Below are 17,398 nucleotides of genomic sequence, written 5' to 3' on the forward strand. Positions count from 1 at the left end.
CATGCGGCTTGCTGATGCTTATATACGCCTGACAAAAAAACCCTGCAAAATGCGAACATAATCTTCATCCGTGCGAATACTGATTAATGAGGCCCCGCTTCGGGTAAATGCATTCCGGCAATATTGCACATGTTGCTGAAATTGCGCTGCATATTTTTTTCTCACCTGTGCATCCAATGTATCCAGCCATAATGTTTCCCCTGTTTCTGCATCCATCATTTTCACCAATCCCACTGCAGGCAATTCCTTTTCATGCGGATCATATACATGAATGCCTATTAAATCATGTTTGCGTGCTACAATCTGCAAAGCATCTTCATATCCATCGGCAAAAAAATCTGACAACAAAAACACAATGGATTTTTTCTTAACGGCATTATTGAAAAAACGCAATGCAGCTGCAATATCCGTACCCGGCCGGGTGGCTTCCATCGAAAGCAAATCGCGTATGATACGCAAAGTATGCGAACTACCTTTCTTGGGTGGAATATATTTTTCTATACCATTGCTGAAAAAAACCACGCCTACTTTATCATGATTATGAATAGCCGAAAAAGAAAGTACTGCACATATCTCTGTGATCAGATCACGCTTGGTTTGCTGAACACTTCCAAACAAAGCACTCTTGCTGATATCAACCAACAGCATCACGGTGAGTTCCCGTTCTTCTTCAAATACCTTCACATATGGATGGGAAAAACGGGCTGTTACATTCCAATCAATCGTACGCACATCATCTCCAAAAGTATATTCCCTTACCTCGCTAAAGCTCATGCCCCTACCCTTAAAAGCACTGTGATACTCTCCAGAGAAAATATGATTTGACAGACCTTTGGTCTTAATTTCAATTTTGCGAACCTTCTTCAACAATTCGGTGGTATCCATGTAAGAGCAATTGCACGATGATCAGGCACCAACAATTATGGTACTTCTACCACATTGAGGATTTCACTGATGATGTTTTCTGTAGTTACATTTTCGGCTTCTGCTTCGTATGTTAATCCGATGCGATGCCTCATCACATCGTAACACACACTGCGCACATCTTCCGGAATTACATATCCCCTGCGTTTGATAAATGCATAAGCCTTGGCTGCAAGTGCCAGATTAATGCTGGCTCTGGGAGATGCTGCATAGGCAATAAGCGGAGTTAGTTTGGATAATTTGTATTCAGCCGGTTGTCGCGTAGCAAATACAATGTCGATGATGTACTTTTCAATTTTTTCATCCATATATACATTGCGTACCAGTTGCCTGGCTGCGAGAATATCCTGGGGATGCACCACCGGATTGACTTTGGGCATTCCTTCGGGTTGAATATTCTGCCGGATGATTTTGACTTCTTCCTCTTTGGTAGGATAGCCCACTACTATTTTCAGCATGAAGCGATCCACCTGCGCTTCCGGAAGCGGATAGGTACCTTCCTGCTCAATGGGATTCTGGGTAGCCAGCACCAAAAAGGGTTCTTCCAGCGGAAAAGTATGATCGCCAATGGTAACCTGTTTTTCCTGCATAGCCTCCAGGAGGGCACTTTGCACCTTTGCAGGGGCACGGTTGATTTCATCGGCCAGCACGAAGTTGGCAAAAATAGGCCCTTTTCGCACGATGAAATTGTTCTGCTGCTGATTGTAAATCATGGTACCAATCACATCAGCAGGTAATAAATCAGGTGTAAACTGAATGCGGCTGAATTGTGCACGAATGCATGCTGCAAGTGATTTAATGGCAAGTGTTTTAGCCAAACCCGGCACACCTTCCAGCAACACATGTCCCTGTGCCAGCAAAGCCACCATCAGGCGATCCACCATATACTTCTGTCCTACAATCACTTTCCCCATCTCCATATGCAACAAATCCACAAATGCACTGGCCTGATGAATCTGCTCATGCAGTGTCCGAATATCCGCAGTAGCTTGTTCCATGATATAACATTGAATGGTTGCTAAAATAGTAATAAGTTTGCAATATGATCTGAACCAGTTTGGTGTGCTGTTAAAGCTGTGTTAAAGAATGGGTCTGCTACTCCTCTGCTGCAAAGCTACATGGAAGTACCTGCCAGAAAAAGTTAAAACTGCTTTGATCATGGATGATATAAACGAAAAATGGAAAACACTTGAACATATACTGGAGAAACGATTGGGTCGTAAACCGAATATGGAAGGCATTCTTATGCTCATAGGCCTGCAGGAAATCAGCTCTTCCAAAACCCGCTTCAGCAAAGAAGAAAAACAAGATCTGATTCATGTAGGCACCTGTACATTATTGGCACAGGAAGGATATTATCGCGTTGTAAAGAAGGATGATGAGGGATGGCCGCATTTTCAACAAATGAAATCTATACCCGAAATGGATGCAGCACATCAGGAAATGTGGTTAAAAAAATTAATGCTGTACTATTTTGAGCCCTTGTTAGAAAAGCATGTTTAAATGCTGCATTTTTGCAGTTGGATGCAAACCTGTATTTTTACATCAAAACACCGTTATGAAATTCCCGGAACACCTGAAATACACACCTGAACATGAATGGATAGCTGTACAGGGCGATACAGCCACGGTAGGAATTACAGATTTTGCCCAGCGCGAATTGGGTGATATCGTGTATGTGGATATACCTTCTGCAGGAAAAGAACTGGATGCGCATGCTCCCTTCGGTACGGTTGAAGCGGTGAAAACCGTATCCGAACTATATATGCCTGTGAAAGGCACTATCATCGAAATAAACCCACGCCTGAATGAAGCACCGGAACTGGTAAACCAGGATCCTTATGGTGAAGGATGGATGATTAAAATCAGGCTGAGTGATCCTTCTCAGCTTAATGAGCTGCTGGCAGCTGAACAGTATCAGCAACTGGTAGGAAACTAAATGCTTTCTTCCATATTATTTTTTGATGGAACCGGCTTTGCATAAAAACTGGAAATATTATTTGCCAGCCTCGGCTTGGACATGTGTCATTCTGGTACTTACGCTGATGCCGGCAAAAGTAGTACCGGATATTAAAGTATTGGATCATATTCCTCAGTTTGATAAGCTGGTGCATGCTTTCTTCTTTATGTTGTTTGTGATTTTGTGGAGTGCAGCATTATATCTGCATCGCGGCCCGATCTATCATAAAAGAGTGATACACTATATCATTGCAGGCATTTTGTTAGGCATCACCATTGAATTTTTGCAGAAAGATATTGCTTTCATTCATCGCGATTTTGAAATTGGGGATATGATAGCCGATGCCATAGGAGCGCTGATAGGAGGCTATATAAGCCAGCGTTATCTGCAGGAATGGATTAAAATTTTCCTGCATTGAATTTTTCTCTGCTACACGTGTAACACAGGTTACCTATACACTGATTTCCTTGCCATACCTTTGCGCATCTTTGAATGATGTCATGATATGAGTTTGCTCACGTTTACCCTGATTATTTTCGCCGGAGCATTACTGGCTGGTTTGTTAGGTTCGTTGACCGGCCTGGGCGGTGGTGTGGTGATCATTCCGTTGCTAACCATCGGCTTTCATATTGATATCCGTTATGCCATTGGCACTTCATTGGTAGCTGTCATTGCTACTTCTTCCGGGTCTGCCGCAGCTTATGTGAAAGAAGGATTCTCCAACATCCGGATCGCTATGTTTCTGGAAGTGGCTACCACATCAGGAGCTATTCTGGGAGCTATTTTAGCCATTTACCTACCTTCTCATTTTATTGCCATTCTTGCTGGGATCGTTATTTTGTATTCTGCGCTGATTTCTTTGAAGAAAAAACAGGATCATCTGGATGTAAATCAATCCAGCAAACTGGCCAGAATCCTGAAGCTCAATGGCGATTTTCCAGATGAACATGGCAACAAGATTTCCTATGCTGTGCATCGGGTTGCCGGCGGATATGGCATGATGATGTTTGCTGGCATTATTTCAGGCTTGCTGGGACTGGGATCGGGCTCGCTGAAAGTAGTTGCCATGGATAACATCATGCATATTCCATTTAAAGTATCTACCACAACCAGCAATTTCATGATTGGTGTAACGGCTGCAGCCAGTGCCAGTGTGTATCTTTCAAGAGGATATATTGATCCGGTACTTTCCATGCCTGTTGTTTTGGGTGTGTTGCTGGGTTCCATGATGGGTGCACGCATTCTGATGAAAAGTGCTACCAGCTGGTTGCGCCTTTTATTTATTGCGGTAATTACCATTCTCGGACTGGAGATGATTTACAATGGGTTATTGAATAAAATATAGTCTTCAATGAAAAAACAGATAAATGATCAGCGTATTGAAATATTCTTGAGTTATTTACTGCGCTGGGGGGTAACAATCTCAGCTGTAATCGTAGCCATAAGCGGATTATTGTATCTTATATCCCACGCAGGCGACACACCTCATTTTCATACTTTTCATGGAGAACAAAGTGATTTAACATCTCTTTCTGGTATTTTGCATGCCATGCATCAAGGCGATATCAAAGCATTTATACAGTTTGGCATTGTACTGCTGATTGCTACACCTATTGCCCGGGTATTTTTTTCGATTATTGGGTTTATCCTTGAAAGGGATGTGCTTTACATTGTGCTTACTATAATTGTGCTAAGTATCCTGATGATTGGCATTTTCTCCGGTCTTGGCGGATAAAAAGAAATCCCCGGACTTAGATTCCGGGGATGATTTACTGTTGCCTATAAAAACCACCAAACTATCCTGAGGGGAAGATATGAATTTATTGCAAACAAAAAATATTCAAATTCATTGCAAAGTACCCTGCTCAGCTTGCTGTTTCATTTTTTCATTGGCCGTTAGCACAAATTCTACCCTTCGATTGGCTGCACGATGTTCGGGTGTATCGTTGGGAAATTTGGGATCAGTTTCGCCCATGCCTTTGGTGGTAATTCTGGATGGATCAATTCCCAATTGAATCAGATAATCAGCCACCGCATTAGCCCTGCGCTGGGATAATTTCAGGTTGTAACTCTCTGAGCCAACACTGTCGGTATGTCCAATTATCAGCACGTTTTCATCGGGATATTTTACCAGAATCTGGTATAAATCCTGAATGGTATTTTTCGCATCAGGAGTGAGATCGTAACGATCGAATCCAAATAATACGTTTGAACTAAAAGTAACAACTAATCCTTCTCCTACCCGTTCCACCTGTGCATGGGGCACAGACTGCTCAATTTCTTTTTTCTGCTGATCCATTTTCTTGCCGATCAACGCACCAGCTGTTCCGCCCACAGCGGCACCGATCACTGCGCCCAAAGCCGTGTTGCCTGCTGCTTTACCGATGATGGCTCCGCTGGCAGCACCGGCTCCCACACCAATGGCAGCACCTTTTTCTGTATTGTTCATTTTTTTGGTAACGCTGCAACTGCCTATTATGAGCGACACAGCAAGTAAACCTGCAAGTCCGGAATGAAAACTCATGGTGTAAAGCTTGTGTGGATGATGTTTCATGTTTCTGTCTTTTTTATGTGTATTTTCCCAAAATTCTTGCCAAATCTTTCATCAGGTTTTGGAACCTGCTTTCAGCTTCTCGGCATTTTCAGCAAATTGCAATGCCTCAATCATCTCCTGAATTTCCCCGTCCATAAAGGCATCGAGCGTGTAAATGGTCATGCCGATGCGATGATCCGTTACACGTCCCTGAGGATAATTGTAGGTACGAATTTTTGCTGACCGGTCGCCAGTGGATACCAGGCTTTTGCGCTGGCGCGAAATAGCTTCTTCCTGTTTGCGTACGGCATCTTCATATAGTTTTGTGCGCAACATCATCATGGCCTTTTCGCGATTGGCAAATTGGGTGCGTTCCGTCTGGCATTCCACCACAATACCGGTAGGGATGTGAATCAACCTCACTTTGGTTTCCACTTTGTTTACGTTCTGTCCGCCGGCACCACCACTGCGGGCAGTTTCCATTTTGATATCGTTTTCATGAATCACCACATCGACTTCTTCAGCTTCCGGTAAAACCGCCACTGTAGCAGCTGAAGTATGGATTCGGCCCTGCGATTCCGTAGCGGGTACTCGTTGCACGCGATGTACACCCGATTCAAACTTTAGCGTACCATATACATCTTCGCCTTCCACGCGCACGATCACCTCCTTATATCCGCCCACTGTACCCGGATTCTCGCTCAGAATCTGGGTTTTCCAGCCTTTTTTTTCTGCATAGCGCAAATACATGCGCAACAGATCGCCGGCAAACAAGCTGGCTTCATCGCCACCCGTTCCGGCCCGAATTTCCAGGATGGCATTCTTTTCATCCTGCGGATCTTTGGGAATGAGCAGCTGCCGGATTTTTGCTTCCAGCTCATCCCGCCGTTTTTCCAAGTCTTCCAGCTCTTTGCGGGCCAGGGCACGCATTTCCTCATCACCCGATTCCAGCACTTCCTTGCGAAACTCGATATCGTCTAACACCTGCCGGTATTGCTCATAGGCGGTTACAATTTTTTCCAGTTGCCGATACTCCCTGCTTAGCTGACTGAATCGTTGCTGATCAGCCACTACTTCGGGATTGGTCAGTGCAAGCCGGATTTCTTCAAAGCGGGCTTTTATAGCTTCTAACTGATCTTGCATGCGATAACTTGAACGTGCGCAAAGTTAATATTGTTTCCCGCAGTTGCCTATCTTGCAGTTTTATCAAGCGTTTGTTTTAGGAAAGCTCATGAAAAGCAGGGTGCTTACGGCCGATTTTATATTCGATGGATGGCAATTATGGCCTCATGCAGCTATAGCAATTGATGAGCAAGGATGCATCCTCCAATTTATTCCCCAACCGGATGAGAGGCAACTTCGCAAGGCCGATTATTTCGCCGGACTGCTTTGTCCGGGTTTTATCAATGTGCATTGCCATACCGAATTATCCTATCTGAAAGACTGCATTCCGCGTGGCACCGGGCTGGTGAATTTTATCCTGAAACTAATGGAAACCCGCCATGATCCGGCTTTCTCGCCCGACATAAAGCTGCAGGCCATCACGTTGGCCGATCAGCAGATGCAACAGGCGGGCATTGTAGCCGTTGGTGATATTGTAAACACGCTGGATAGCCTGCCTGTAAAGCAATCCACTAACTTGTATTATCATCATTTCGTAGAGTGCATGGGAGTGCCCGATGATGTAGCGCAACAACGTTTTGAGCAGGCACAAAAGCTGGCTGCCACATGGAAAGCCCATACTTCATTTCCGGCCACGATAATTCCACATGCACCTTACTCCGTTTCAGATACGTTGTTCCGCTATATCGCACTTCAGGATGAGTCTTTGATTTCGATACACAACCAGGAAACAGCTGCAGAAAGCGAATGGTTTCTGACCGGCCAAGGCAGCATGCGGCGCCTGTATGATACACTGGGTATTTCATTCCACCAGGCAGCGGGCTGCGGAAATACAAGCCTGCGGCATGTACTGCCTTTTTTCTTTGAAAAAAATACATCGGCTCACAAGCCTTGCCAGCTGATTCTGGTGCATAATACATTCACCCCTGCAACCGACATCCAATGGGCAACCGAACAATTTCAAGACTCCATTTACTGGTGCATTTGCCCGAAAGCCAACCTGTATATTGAACAGCAGCTTCCTCCACTGGAAGCACTCATGACCTTTGCAGATGACCGGATCGTAATGGGGACCGACAGCCTGGCATCGAATGATACCCTATCTATTCTGGAAGAAATGAAATGTTTGCAGCAGCATTTCCCTTCCATCGGGCTGGAAAACCTGCTACGCTGGGCAACCTGGAATGGTGCCAAAGCCCTCCATTGCGAAAGCTGGCTGGGCAGCTTTACGCCGGGCAAAAAACCAGGAGTGGTGCATGTGTCTTCCATTCATCAGCAACGACTCAGCTCTGAGTCTCGCTCCCAACGCATTGCCTGAACCAATAGAAAAATGAACACAAAAGAATTCTATTCTGCCGGAGGTTGCAGCAAATGTGCCAATGAAACCTCTATCGGTTGTGTGAAAGGCGGTGCCAATATGCCAAGCGTTTGTTTACCTTTCAGGATTACAAATGTGGGAACGGTCTGTATTGCATACTTCTTTTTCCATCGCTCTGCACCATTGAGTTTTTCATCCAGGCCATAAATGGTCAGCTGATTCAGGGGGTAACCCGTTAAAATCATTGTTTTGAAAAATGCGGGCAAAACCCGCATGGTTACACTATCCCAGGTCCCGATAAAAGCCACAACCTGAAACAAATCTTTTTGTTCGCGGATGCGTGCCAGCGATAACGAATCGGGCTGATATGCATTCACTCCCAGATAAAACCACGGAAATGCAGGATCATTGGCAAGCATAGATTCCTGTATGGGTCCGGTTAGCACTTTTGGAGATTGCTGCTGGGCGGACAACTGCATGCTTATCATCAGAAACAAACTAATGAAAAACAATGGTTTCATATCTGTTCTTTCAGTTGAATCAAAAATTGTTTGATGCGCTGAAGGGTTTGAATCAGTTCAAAACGCGATCGGGTTGTTTTCATTTCTTCTTTCAGTTTTTGCTTGGCACCTTCAACCGTATATTTTCTTTCCCGGATGAGATAATAAATCAATCGCAGATGCTCAATATCTTCGGGCCTGAACAAACGATCGCCTTTGCGGTTTTTTTTAGGCTGCAAAATGTCGAATTCTTTTTCCCAGAAACGAATCTGGGATGTACTTGTCTGAAACATCTCGGCCACTTCACTGATGGAATAATATTGCTTGGTAAGCGGAACTGCCGAAGGATCTTCTACAATCAGCGGAGGAGCCTTCATATCTGCAACAGGCTTTCTGCCCCGCGGGGAAGAAGCTTTTTTACCTACAGCCGTGTCATGTTTTTCTTCCATCTGTTTTGAAAACGATATTGCAAGTTAATCCAAAGACTGATTGTTTGCCGCAGCCATTTTCAAAATACGTTCATATTGCTGGGGTGTAATATCATTGTAGAAGAAATACACCGGGTTTACCTTCACCCCATTGCGGATTACCTCATAATGGCAATGTGGACCGGTGGATTTTCCGGTGCTGCCTACATATCCGATGATCTGACCACGTTTTACTTGTTCACCTTTTTTCACAACTGTTTTTTCCAGATGGCCGTAAAGAGTTTCATAGCCAAATCCATGCCTGATAATGACATGCACGCCGTAGCCGCTTTCATCCATGCCCGACCATTCCACCACACCATTTCCAGTGGCATAGATAGGCGTGCCTTCCGATGCGGCAAAATCAATGCCCGGATGAAATTTGCGGGTTTTGTAAATCGGATCAATGCGATAGCCAAAACCGGAAGCTATGCGGTTGATGTCTTCATCAGGAATGGGTTCAATGGCAGGAATGGATGCCAGTAATTTCTGTTTGTTTTGTACAAGCGAGTCTAACTCGGCATAGGATTGATTCTGCACATGGATCCGATGTTCAATGTCCCGGATCATGGCTGTAGCATTGCTGATCAGTTGCGTATTGCTAAGACCATCGAGCATGTCCATTTCCGCTATGCGCGCCTGTTCATGCGCTCGCAAACTGTCGGGAATAGGTGATGCAGCAAATATGGCGCGATAAATCTGATTATCTCTGCTTTGCAATTCACGCAACTGCTGTTCCATGCGATGCAACTGGCCTGTCAGCACATGATACTGTTCGCGCATGGTCAACAGGTCCTGTCGTAACATTTTATCATGCGGAGTATCCAGAAAAGGACTCGCTATTAAAAAAATCAGAATAGCAGTGAACAAAATAGCCAGCAATATACCCGCAGTGCGCAACAATTTCATCCACAGAGGCATCACCCATCTTTCATAACGCAACGAACGGGTATCGTAATAATACTTGATCTTTTTCATCGTATGGTTATATTTCAGACCCGATCCAACGGGTGCAGCATCAGGGCAAGCATCAAAGGGAAAACTCAGGAAATCTAAGGGCTTTTGATATTGTTGCTACGGCTGCTAAATTTGCAAAACCTGAAATTAGCAAATTTCACGATTTCTTTTATTGATTCTGAATAGCAAAATAATCATTTGTCACAATTTCCTGCTATGCCATTAACCGCCCGTGAGATCAGACAACAATTTCTGGATTTTTTCAAAAGCAAAGGACATATCATCGTGCCTTCCTCACCCATCGTGGTAAAAAACGATCCCACCCTGCTTTTCACCAATGCGGGCATGAATCAGTTTAAAGATTTTTTTCTGGGCACCCAAATACCCCAACATCGCCGGGTTGCCGATACCCAAAAATGCCTGCGGGTAAGTGGCAAACATAACGATCTGGAAGAAGTGGGCAAGGATACTTACCATCATACCATGTTTGAAATGCTGGGCAACTGGAGCTTTGGAGATTATTTCAAGGAAGAAGCCATTGCCTGGGCCTGGGAATTGCTTACCCGGGTCTATCAGATTCCGGAAGACAGGTTGTATGCAACCGTATTTGAAGGTGATGCTGCCGAGCAATTGCCGGAGGATGAAGAAGCCTATCATCACTGGCTAAAATGGCTACCTGCCGATCGTATCCTGAAAGGGCGCAAAAAAGACAATTTCTGGGAAATGGGCGATACCGGCCCCTGTGGTCCTTGCACCGAAATTCATATCGACTGCCGGCCTGATGACCAACGCAGGCAGCGGGCCGGACATACTCTCATCAACCAAAACCATCCTGAAGTCATCGAGATCTGGAATCTGGTGTTTATTCAATACAATCGGCTGAAAGATGGGTCGCTGGAACCTCTTCCTGCCCGGCATGTGGATACCGGCATGGGACTGGAGCGGCTGGTAAGGGTATTGCAGGGCAAACAAAGCAATTATGATACGGATTTGTTTCAACCTCTGATTTTAGCCACAGAAGAGCTCACAGGCATTCGCTACGACGGCGGACAAAGCTATCAGGCCATCAGCTTCCGTGTCATTGCCGATCATATCCGGGCGTTGTGTTTTACGATTGCCGACGGGCAACTGCCCTCCAATACCGGCGCCGGCTATGTAATCCGACGTATTCTCCGCCGGGCCGTCCGGTATTCCTATTCCCATCTAAGCATCCGGGAACCTATGCTTTATCGGCTGGTACCGGTGGTGGGTGAGATTTTCCACGATGTTTTCCCGGAAGTGCAGCAACAAAGCAGCTTCATTGCCAAAATTATTTTCGAAGAAGAACAGCATTTTCTGAAAACCCTGGAAACCGGAATACAAAGAATTGAAGCCTATTTTGAAACGGCTGCCACACGTGAAATTCCCGGTCAGCTTGCATTTGAGCTATTCGACACCTATGGATTTCCAATTGATCTGACTCGTATTATTGCCGCAGAAAGAGGCTTTAGCGTAGATGAAGCCGGATTCCAGCAAGCCCTGGAAATGCAGAAAAACCGCTCCCGCCAGGCTACAGCCCTGGAAGTTGGAGACTGGACCATTCTTTCAGACGGACTTACCCGCTTCGTGGGATATGAGCAGCTGCGCACCACTTCCCGGATGCTGCGCTATCGCCAGGTTACGGAAAAAGGAAAAAGTTTTTACCAGATCGTACTCGACGAAACTCCCTTTTATGCCGAAAGTGGCGGGCAGGTGGGCGATACCGGATGGCTCATCCAGGGTACTCAAAAAATTCAGGTGTGGGATACCCGAAAAGAAAATGACCTGATCGTTCATCTTACACGCGAACTCCCAGCCTATCCAGACCAACCGATAGAGGCCCATGTGGATGAGATACGCAGGCAGAAGCTTATGCTGAACCATTCTGCCACTCATCTGCTGCACGCCGCCTTGCGGCAGGTATTGGGTCATCATGTACAGCAAAAAGGATCGTTGGTGCATCCCGATTATCTGCGGTTTGATTTTTCACATTTCAACAAGCTCAGCATACAGGAAATTCAAGAGGTGGAAGCCTTGGTCAATGCGAAGATCCGGGAAAATATACCCGTACAGATTCAATATTTGCCCCGTGAAGAAGCGCTCCGGATGGGTGCTATGGCTTTGTTCGGCGAAAAATACGGCGAGCAGGTGCGGGTAGTAACCATGGATCCCCGGTTTTCCATCGAGTTGTGTGGCGGAACCCATGTCAGGTATACCGGTGAAATAGGTTTTTTTATTATCACCGCCGAAACAGCTGTGGCTGCCGGTGTACGTCGTATCGAAGCGCTTACCGGTGAAGCAGCCTGGCAATACGTGCGTCAGCAACTGGCCTTGCTCGCCGATGCCAGAGAATTGCTCCATCAACCCCGCCAGCTGACCGATGCCTTGCAAAAGCTGATTGAAGAGAAATCCCAGCTGGAAAAACAATATCAATCGCTGGAGCAGAAATGGCTGCAGCAACAAGCCAAACAACTATCACAGCAGGCAAAAAAAATACATGACGTGCAGTTCATCGGGCAAATCGTGGATGTGCCTTCGGCTGATGCCTTGAAACAACTGGGTTTTTTCCTTCGCGATCATCTCGTACCTGCTTATCTGATTGTGCTGGCTGCCGTTATCCAGGGCAAAGCCCAGGTACTGATTATGACGGATGAAAATAGCGCCGCTCAGCATCATTGGCATGCAGGAGAGTGGATGAAAAAAATTGTGGCTCCGCTGATTCAGGGTGGAGGCGGCGGACAAGCCACCATAGCCACCGGAGGAGGTAAAAACACTTCATCCCTGCAGGAAGTGATCCATCGCATGGCACAAATGGCGCAGGCATAACCAGCATTTGCAAAATCCTTCACAAAAGCCTGTCAAACCCCTGCCAAACTTTTGCAAATAAGCTTCCATCCGGCTTGCAACTTTAACATTCCCTTCGATCTGCAGCAGGTGATTTAACAGTTCATTAGCCGCACTGGCTGTGGGCTTGGGTTAAATTTGCTTTGCTTCTTTCATAAATCAGTTTTATATGAAAAGATGGATTTTCTTCCTGTTATGCAGCCTGGTATTTACGCCGCAGGTGTTTGCCCAGGATCATACCAGTAATTCCACACCAGGTGAATACCAGGAAATTATCATTCGCCAGCGTGGGCAGATGAATCCTAACCTGGATATTCACATCAAAGGCGGAGAAATATGGATCAACGGCAAAAAATATGATCAGTATTCCGACAGTGCATTAACCGTTATCGAACGGAAAATTCCGCTGCGCGATGGAAACAGTTATATTTTCGAACAATCACCCAATCCGCATATCCGCATCTATCCTTTTCAGGATCGCGACTCCAATGGCTCTTCCCGTGCGTTGCTGGGTGTAATGACTGCAGAGGCCGGCGATCAGCAAGGAGCTAAAATTGAAGAAGTGATGCGGGGCACTGCAGCCGATAGTGCTGGATTGCTTGCCGGTGATATCATTACCAAAGTGGATGATCATATCATTCATTCCCCGCAGGAACTCGCAGATGTGATTCGCAACTACCAGCCCGGTGATGAAGTTACGATTACCTACCTACGGAATCATCAAACCCAAACCACGAAAGCCCGTCTGGGCAAACAGGAAAACAATCCGGTGGACTTGTTCGGTGCCAATCCTTTGCCTTATTTTCAGATGCCAAATGGATGGCCCTATCGTAATTTTCGTCCCTTCGGTGTGCCGGATTTCCATTCCTATTTCTTTCGGAATCCTTCGCCCAAACTCGGAATGACCATTCAGGATACGGAAGGGAATAACGGTGTGAAAGTATTGAAGGTTACGCCCGATATGCCGGCAGCCAAAGCAGGTGTAAAACCGGGTGATATTGTTACTCAACTTGGTGATCAGCCAATCAACAACGTGGATGATATGTTACAGGCGCTGCGCGATTATCAGCAAAGCAGCTCTGTAACCCTGAAAATCAAACGCAACAACGAAACACGCACGCTGACATTGACATTGCCACAATCGCTTAAAAAAGCGGATTTATAAAGAAGCTTGTTTGTCGGGTTATCAGGCAATCAGGCAAATACAGGTTGAGGTGAAACGGGTAATCTGCCTCGGGTAGATTGCCCGTTATTTTTGGATATGAATTGAAAAAATAAGAGAAAGGATTACATGTTGCGGCGATAACGGCCTCCCACTTCATAGAGAGCATGGGTGATCTGTCCAAGAGAGCAATATTTCACCGTTTCCATGAGTTCGGCAAAGATATTTTGTTGCTGGCGGGCCACTTGTTTCAGCCGGGATAGCATGCCGGGGGCCTGATTGGCATGCCGGGTCTGGAAAGCACGCAGATTAAAAATCTGTTGTTCTTTTTCCTCTTTGGTACTGCGAATCACCTCATGCGGTATCACGGTAGGCGATCCTTTTTTATTCAGGAATGTATTTACGCCAATGACGGGCAATTCTCCGCTGTGTTTCAAGGCTTCATAATGCAGGCTTTCCTCCTGGATGCGGTTGCGCTGGTACATGCGTTCCATAGCGCCCAACACACCCCCGCGGGATGATATGCGTTCAAATTCGGCCAGCACGGCTTCTTCTACCAAATCCGTCAGTTCTTCAATCAAAAATGAACCTTGAATGAAATTTTCCGTTTTGGCTGTTCCCAGTTCGCGGTTGATGATCAGCTGAATGGCCATCGCCCGGCGAACGCTTTCCTCCGTAGGCGTGGTAATGGCTTCATCATAGGCATTGGTGTGAAGCGAATTGCAGTTGTCGTATATCGCATACAAAGCCTGCAGCGTGGTGCGGATATCGTTGAAATCAATTTCCTGTGCATGCAGGCTACGGCCACTGGTTTGAATATGATATTTGAGTTTTTGCGAGCGTTCATTGCCCTTGTACAGGTACCGGATAGCCTTGGCCCAGATGCGCCTGGCCACACGTCCTATCACACTGTACTCTGCATCCATGCCATTGCTGAAGAAGAAAGAAAGGTTGTGCATGAAATCATCTACCTGCATGCCCCGACTCAGATAATACTCCACATACGTAAATCCATTAGCCAGCGTAAAAGCCAGCTGGGTAATAGGATTGGCACCGGCTTCGGCAATATGATATCCGCTGATGGATACACTGTAGAAATTGCGCATGCGGTTTTGGATAAAATATTCCTGCACATCACCCATCAGCTTCAATGCAAATTCAGTAGAAAAAATGCAAGTGTTTTGTGCCTGATCTTCTTTCAGGATATCGGCCTGCACCGTACCCCTTACTTGTGCCAGGGTTTGGGCTTTGATTTGCTCATACACCTCGCGTGGCAACACCCGGTCGCCCGTTACACCCAGCAGCCGCAGCCCCAATCCGTTATGCCCATCTGGCAAGCGTCCGGGAGAAAGCGGATTGTAATAAGCAGGGCGTGGATGATGAGCAAATATTTCTTCCATGCGGGCCTGAACGGCATCCCATTGGGAATGAGCATCAATCCATTTCTCACATTGTTGATCAATGGCTGCATTCAGGAAAAATGCCAGGATGATGGGAGCGGGGCCATTGATGGTCATGCTTACCGAAGTGTGAGGGTCGCACAAGTCAAAGCCGCTGTATAGCTTTTTGGCATCGTCAAGCGTGGCAATGCTTACGCCGCTGTTGCCGATTTTGCCGTAGATATCCGGCTGTTCGGCAGGGTCTTCCCCATAAAGCGTTACACTGTCAAATGCGGTAGACAGGCGACGGGCCGGCTGTTCGGCAGCCAGGTAATGAAAACGTTTGTTGGTACGCTCCGGACATCCTTCGCCGGCAAACATGCGCATGGGTTCTTCTTCGGTTCGCTTCAGAGGGAATACGCCAGCGGTGTAGGGAAAGCTGCCCGGCACATTTTCCTGAAGCTGCCAGCGGAGCACATCACCCCAATCCTGATACCGGGGCAATATCACCCGGGGCAGGCGGGTACCACTCAGCGTGGTATAAAACAAAGGCTGGCGGATATCCTTGCCCCGCACCTGATACACCAGCTCATCTTGCTGATAGGTTTGCCGGAGTGCCGGCCAGGATTCAATGCGGCTGCGGCAATCCGGATCCAGAGCTGCCAACAGCTGCTGTCTGAGGTTTTCCAAAGTTTGCTTTTCCGGTGCGCCATCGGGCAGCTGAGCCAGGGTGCCCTCTACCTGATACCATTTGCTTGCCAGCTCAGCCTGCTCTTTTACCCATTGGTTATATCGATGAATGGTATCGGCAATATCAGACAAATACCGGGTGCGTTTCGGCGGAATGATGGCGGGAAATACCGGATGCTGATCGGCAGCAATCTGCACCCGGGGATTGCCAAATCTAAAACCCGTTTTGGATTCTATTTTTTCTATCAGGATTTGAAACAAACGATTTACGCCGCTGTCGTGAAACTGGGAAGCGATGGTCCCCACCACAGGCAATGACTCCCGTTTGGCCTGCCAGAGGCCATGATTGCGTTGGTATTGCTTGCAGACGGCCATATAGGCATCTTCCGCCCCGGCTTTGTCAAACTTGTTGATCGCAATTGCATCGGCATAATCCAGCATGTTGATTTTTTCCAGCTGGGAAGCTGCCCCGAATTCGGGTGTCATCACATACAGGCTCACATCGCAGTGATCCACAATGGATGTATCGCCCTGCCCCACACCTGCACTTTCCAGGATGATAAGGTCGAAACCGGCTTCCTGCACTACCTGAAGAGCCGCCCGGATAGCCTTGCTCAGGGAGCTTTCCTGGTTGCGGGTAGCCAGCGAACGCATATACACACGCGGGTCGCCGGCCGTATTCATCCTGATCCGGTCGCCTAACAACGCCCCACCCGTACGGCGCCGGGAAGGGTCCACCGCAATGATGGCTACTGTTTTATCCGGATAAGCCTCCAGAAACCGCAACACAATTTCATCGGTCAGCGAGGATTTACCCGATCCTCCGCTACCGGTAATGCCCAGTACAGGAGCCCGTTTTTCTGTTTGCATCCTATCATCATAAGCTTCAACCTGCAGCTCAGCCAAGGTAATAGCCCGGGCTATTTGCACCACCGGCTTGCTGGTTTGCAACACATAACGGGATGATGAGGAAGATATTGACTGTTCAGACACATCGGAGCTCATTGACCGGATTTTCCGCTGTTGCCGGCATTTTTGCAATACATCTTCAATCATGCCTTCCAGCCCCATTTGTCGGCCATCGTCGGGCGAATAAATGCGGGCAATGCCATAGTTATGCAGTTCGGTAATTTCCTGAGGTAATATGGTGCCGCCGCCACCCCCAAAAATCAAAATATGAGATCCCTGATTATCATGCAGCAAATCATACAGATAGGTAAAAAATTCCATGTGGCCACCCTGATAGCTGGTTACAGCCACGGCATCTGCATCTTCTTCCAATGCAGCTTTCGCAATTTCATACACACTGCGGTTATGCCCGAGATGAATGACTTCGGCACCTTTGCTTTGCATGATGCGACGCATGATGTTGATGGCTGCATCATGCCCGTCAAACAAACTTGCTGCTGTTACAATCCGGATGGGATAATCACGCGATGCTTCAGCATCAGCTGCAGCCTGCATCGTGCCGGAGATTTCGTTTTCCATACACGGAAATTGAGTTCTTGCAATTTACGAAAACAC

16 protein-coding genes are annotated in these 17,398 nt (G+C 46.8%); 8 read left to right on the forward strand and 8 right to left on the reverse strand.

The features are described from left to right. Positions 1-18 precede the first annotated feature (18 nt). Together BM367_RS04680 and BM367_RS04685 are read right to left on the reverse strand one after the other, a co-directional pair. The gene (locus BM367_RS04680; RefSeq protein WP_245759896.1) at positions 19-774 is read right to left on the reverse strand and encodes a DUF58 domain-containing protein; all 756 of its coding nucleotides are present in this window, start codon (positions 772-774) and stop codon (positions 19-21) included. Between the two features lie 146 nt (positions 775-920). Further along, positions 921-1,922, reverse strand: coding sequence for an AAA family ATPase (locus tag BM367_RS04685; RefSeq protein WP_092458431.1), 1,002 nt, complete (start codon positions 1,920-1,922; stop codon positions 921-923). A gap of 160 nt (positions 1,923-2,082) precedes the next feature. Between BM367_RS04685 and BM367_RS04690 the strand changes: the two genes are divergently transcribed. The 5 genes from BM367_RS04690 to BM367_RS04710 all read left to right on the forward strand — a co-directional run bounded on the left by BM367_RS04690 (position 2,083) and on the right by BM367_RS04710 (position 4,619). Further along, positions 2,083-2,427 (forward strand): hypothetical protein, encoded by a 345-nt coding sequence (locus BM367_RS04690; RefSeq protein WP_092460911.1) that lies wholly within the window; start codon positions 2,083-2,085, stop codon positions 2,425-2,427. Between the two features lie 55 nt (positions 2,428-2,482). After that, positions 2,483-2,863 (forward strand): glycine cleavage system protein GcvH, encoded by a 381-nt coding sequence (gene gcvH, locus BM367_RS04695; protein WP_092460912.1) that lies wholly within the window; start codon positions 2,483-2,485, stop codon positions 2,861-2,863. A 25-nt stretch (positions 2,864-2,888) separates the two neighbouring features. After that, a complete protein-coding gene (locus BM367_RS04700; protein WP_092458433.1) occupies positions 2,889-3,302 on the forward strand; it encodes a VanZ family protein in 414 nt (137 codons plus the stop codon). Positions 3,303-3,389: 87 nt separating this feature from the next. Continuing rightward, positions 3,390-4,229 (forward strand): sulfite exporter TauE/SafE family protein, encoded by an 840-nt coding sequence (locus BM367_RS04705; protein WP_092458436.1) that lies wholly within the window; start codon positions 3,390-3,392, stop codon positions 4,227-4,229. A 6-nt stretch (positions 4,230-4,235) separates the two neighbouring features. Further along, complete coding sequence (locus BM367_RS04710; RefSeq protein ID WP_092458439.1) at positions 4,236-4,619, forward strand: DUF1634 domain-containing protein; 384 nt, start codon at positions 4,236-4,238, stop codon at positions 4,617-4,619. Positions 4,620-4,730: 111 nt separating this feature from the next. On the opposite strand, the gene BM367_RS12280 is transcribed toward BM367_RS04710, so the two are convergent. Continuing rightward, positions 4,731-5,438, reverse strand: a complete 708-nt coding sequence (locus BM367_RS12280) for a YiaD family glycine zipper/OmpA-like lipoprotein (protein ID WP_222842569.1) — start codon at positions 5,436-5,438, stop codon at positions 4,731-4,733. Positions 5,439-5,489: 51 nt separating this feature from the next. Next, positions 5,490-6,560, reverse strand: coding sequence for a peptide chain release factor 1 (gene prfA, locus BM367_RS04720; protein ID WP_092458441.1), 1,071 nt, complete (start codon positions 6,558-6,560; stop codon positions 5,490-5,492). 88 nt (positions 6,561-6,648) lie between these two features. Between prfA and BM367_RS04725 the strand changes: the two genes are divergently transcribed. Then, positions 6,649-7,857: an amidohydrolase family protein gene (locus BM367_RS04725; protein WP_092458444.1), complete on the forward strand. Its 1,209-nt coding sequence runs from the start codon at positions 6,649-6,651 to the stop codon at positions 7,855-7,857. Between the two features lie 29 nt (positions 7,858-7,886). Here the strand turns inward: BM367_RS04725 and BM367_RS04730 are convergent, their stop codons facing one another. Genes BM367_RS04730 through BM367_RS04740 form a run of 3 tightly spaced genes read right to left on the reverse strand, consistent with a single transcriptional unit; the run spans position 7,887 to position 9,802 of the window. Continuing rightward, on the reverse strand, positions 7,887-8,378 hold the full coding sequence (locus tag BM367_RS04730) for a hypothetical protein (RefSeq protein WP_092458446.1): 492 nt from the start codon (positions 8,376-8,378) through the stop codon (positions 7,887-7,889). Continuing rightward, on the reverse strand, positions 8,375-8,806 hold the full coding sequence (locus BM367_RS04735) for a MerR family transcriptional regulator (protein WP_222842570.1): 432 nt from the start codon (positions 8,804-8,806) through the stop codon (positions 8,375-8,377). The genes BM367_RS04730 and BM367_RS04735 overlap by 4 nt, the downstream gene beginning before the upstream one ends. A 24-nt stretch (positions 8,807-8,830) precedes the next feature. Then, positions 8,831-9,802, reverse strand: a complete 972-nt coding sequence (locus BM367_RS04740; RefSeq protein WP_092458449.1) for a M23 family metallopeptidase — start codon at positions 9,800-9,802, stop codon at positions 8,831-8,833. A 195-nt stretch (positions 9,803-9,997) separates the two neighbouring features. Here BM367_RS04740 and alaS point away from each other — a divergent pair, with 195 nt between their 5' ends. Together alaS and BM367_RS04750 are read left to right on the forward strand one after the other, a co-directional pair. Further along, positions 9,998-12,625: an alanine--tRNA ligase gene (gene alaS / locus BM367_RS04745; RefSeq protein WP_092458452.1), complete on the forward strand. Its 2,628-nt coding sequence runs from the start codon at positions 9,998-10,000 to the stop codon at positions 12,623-12,625. A gap of 187 nt (positions 12,626-12,812) precedes the next feature. After that, on the forward strand, positions 12,813-13,808 hold the full coding sequence (locus BM367_RS04750) for a PDZ domain-containing protein (protein WP_092458454.1): 996 nt from the start codon (positions 12,813-12,815) through the stop codon (positions 13,806-13,808). Positions 13,809-13,930: 122 nt separating this feature from the next. Here the strand turns inward: BM367_RS04750 and BM367_RS04755 are convergent, their stop codons facing one another. Next, positions 13,931-17,362, reverse strand: coding sequence for a methylmalonyl-CoA mutase family protein (locus tag BM367_RS04755; protein ID WP_245759897.1), 3,432 nt, complete (start codon positions 17,360-17,362; stop codon positions 13,931-13,933). Between the last annotated feature and the right edge of the window lie 36 nt (positions 17,363-17,398).

The organism is Thermoflavifilum thermophilum (assembly GCF_900116565.1).
GTDB lineage: Bacteria > Bacteroidota > Bacteroidia > Chitinophagales > Chitinophagaceae > Thermoflavifilum > Thermoflavifilum thermophilum.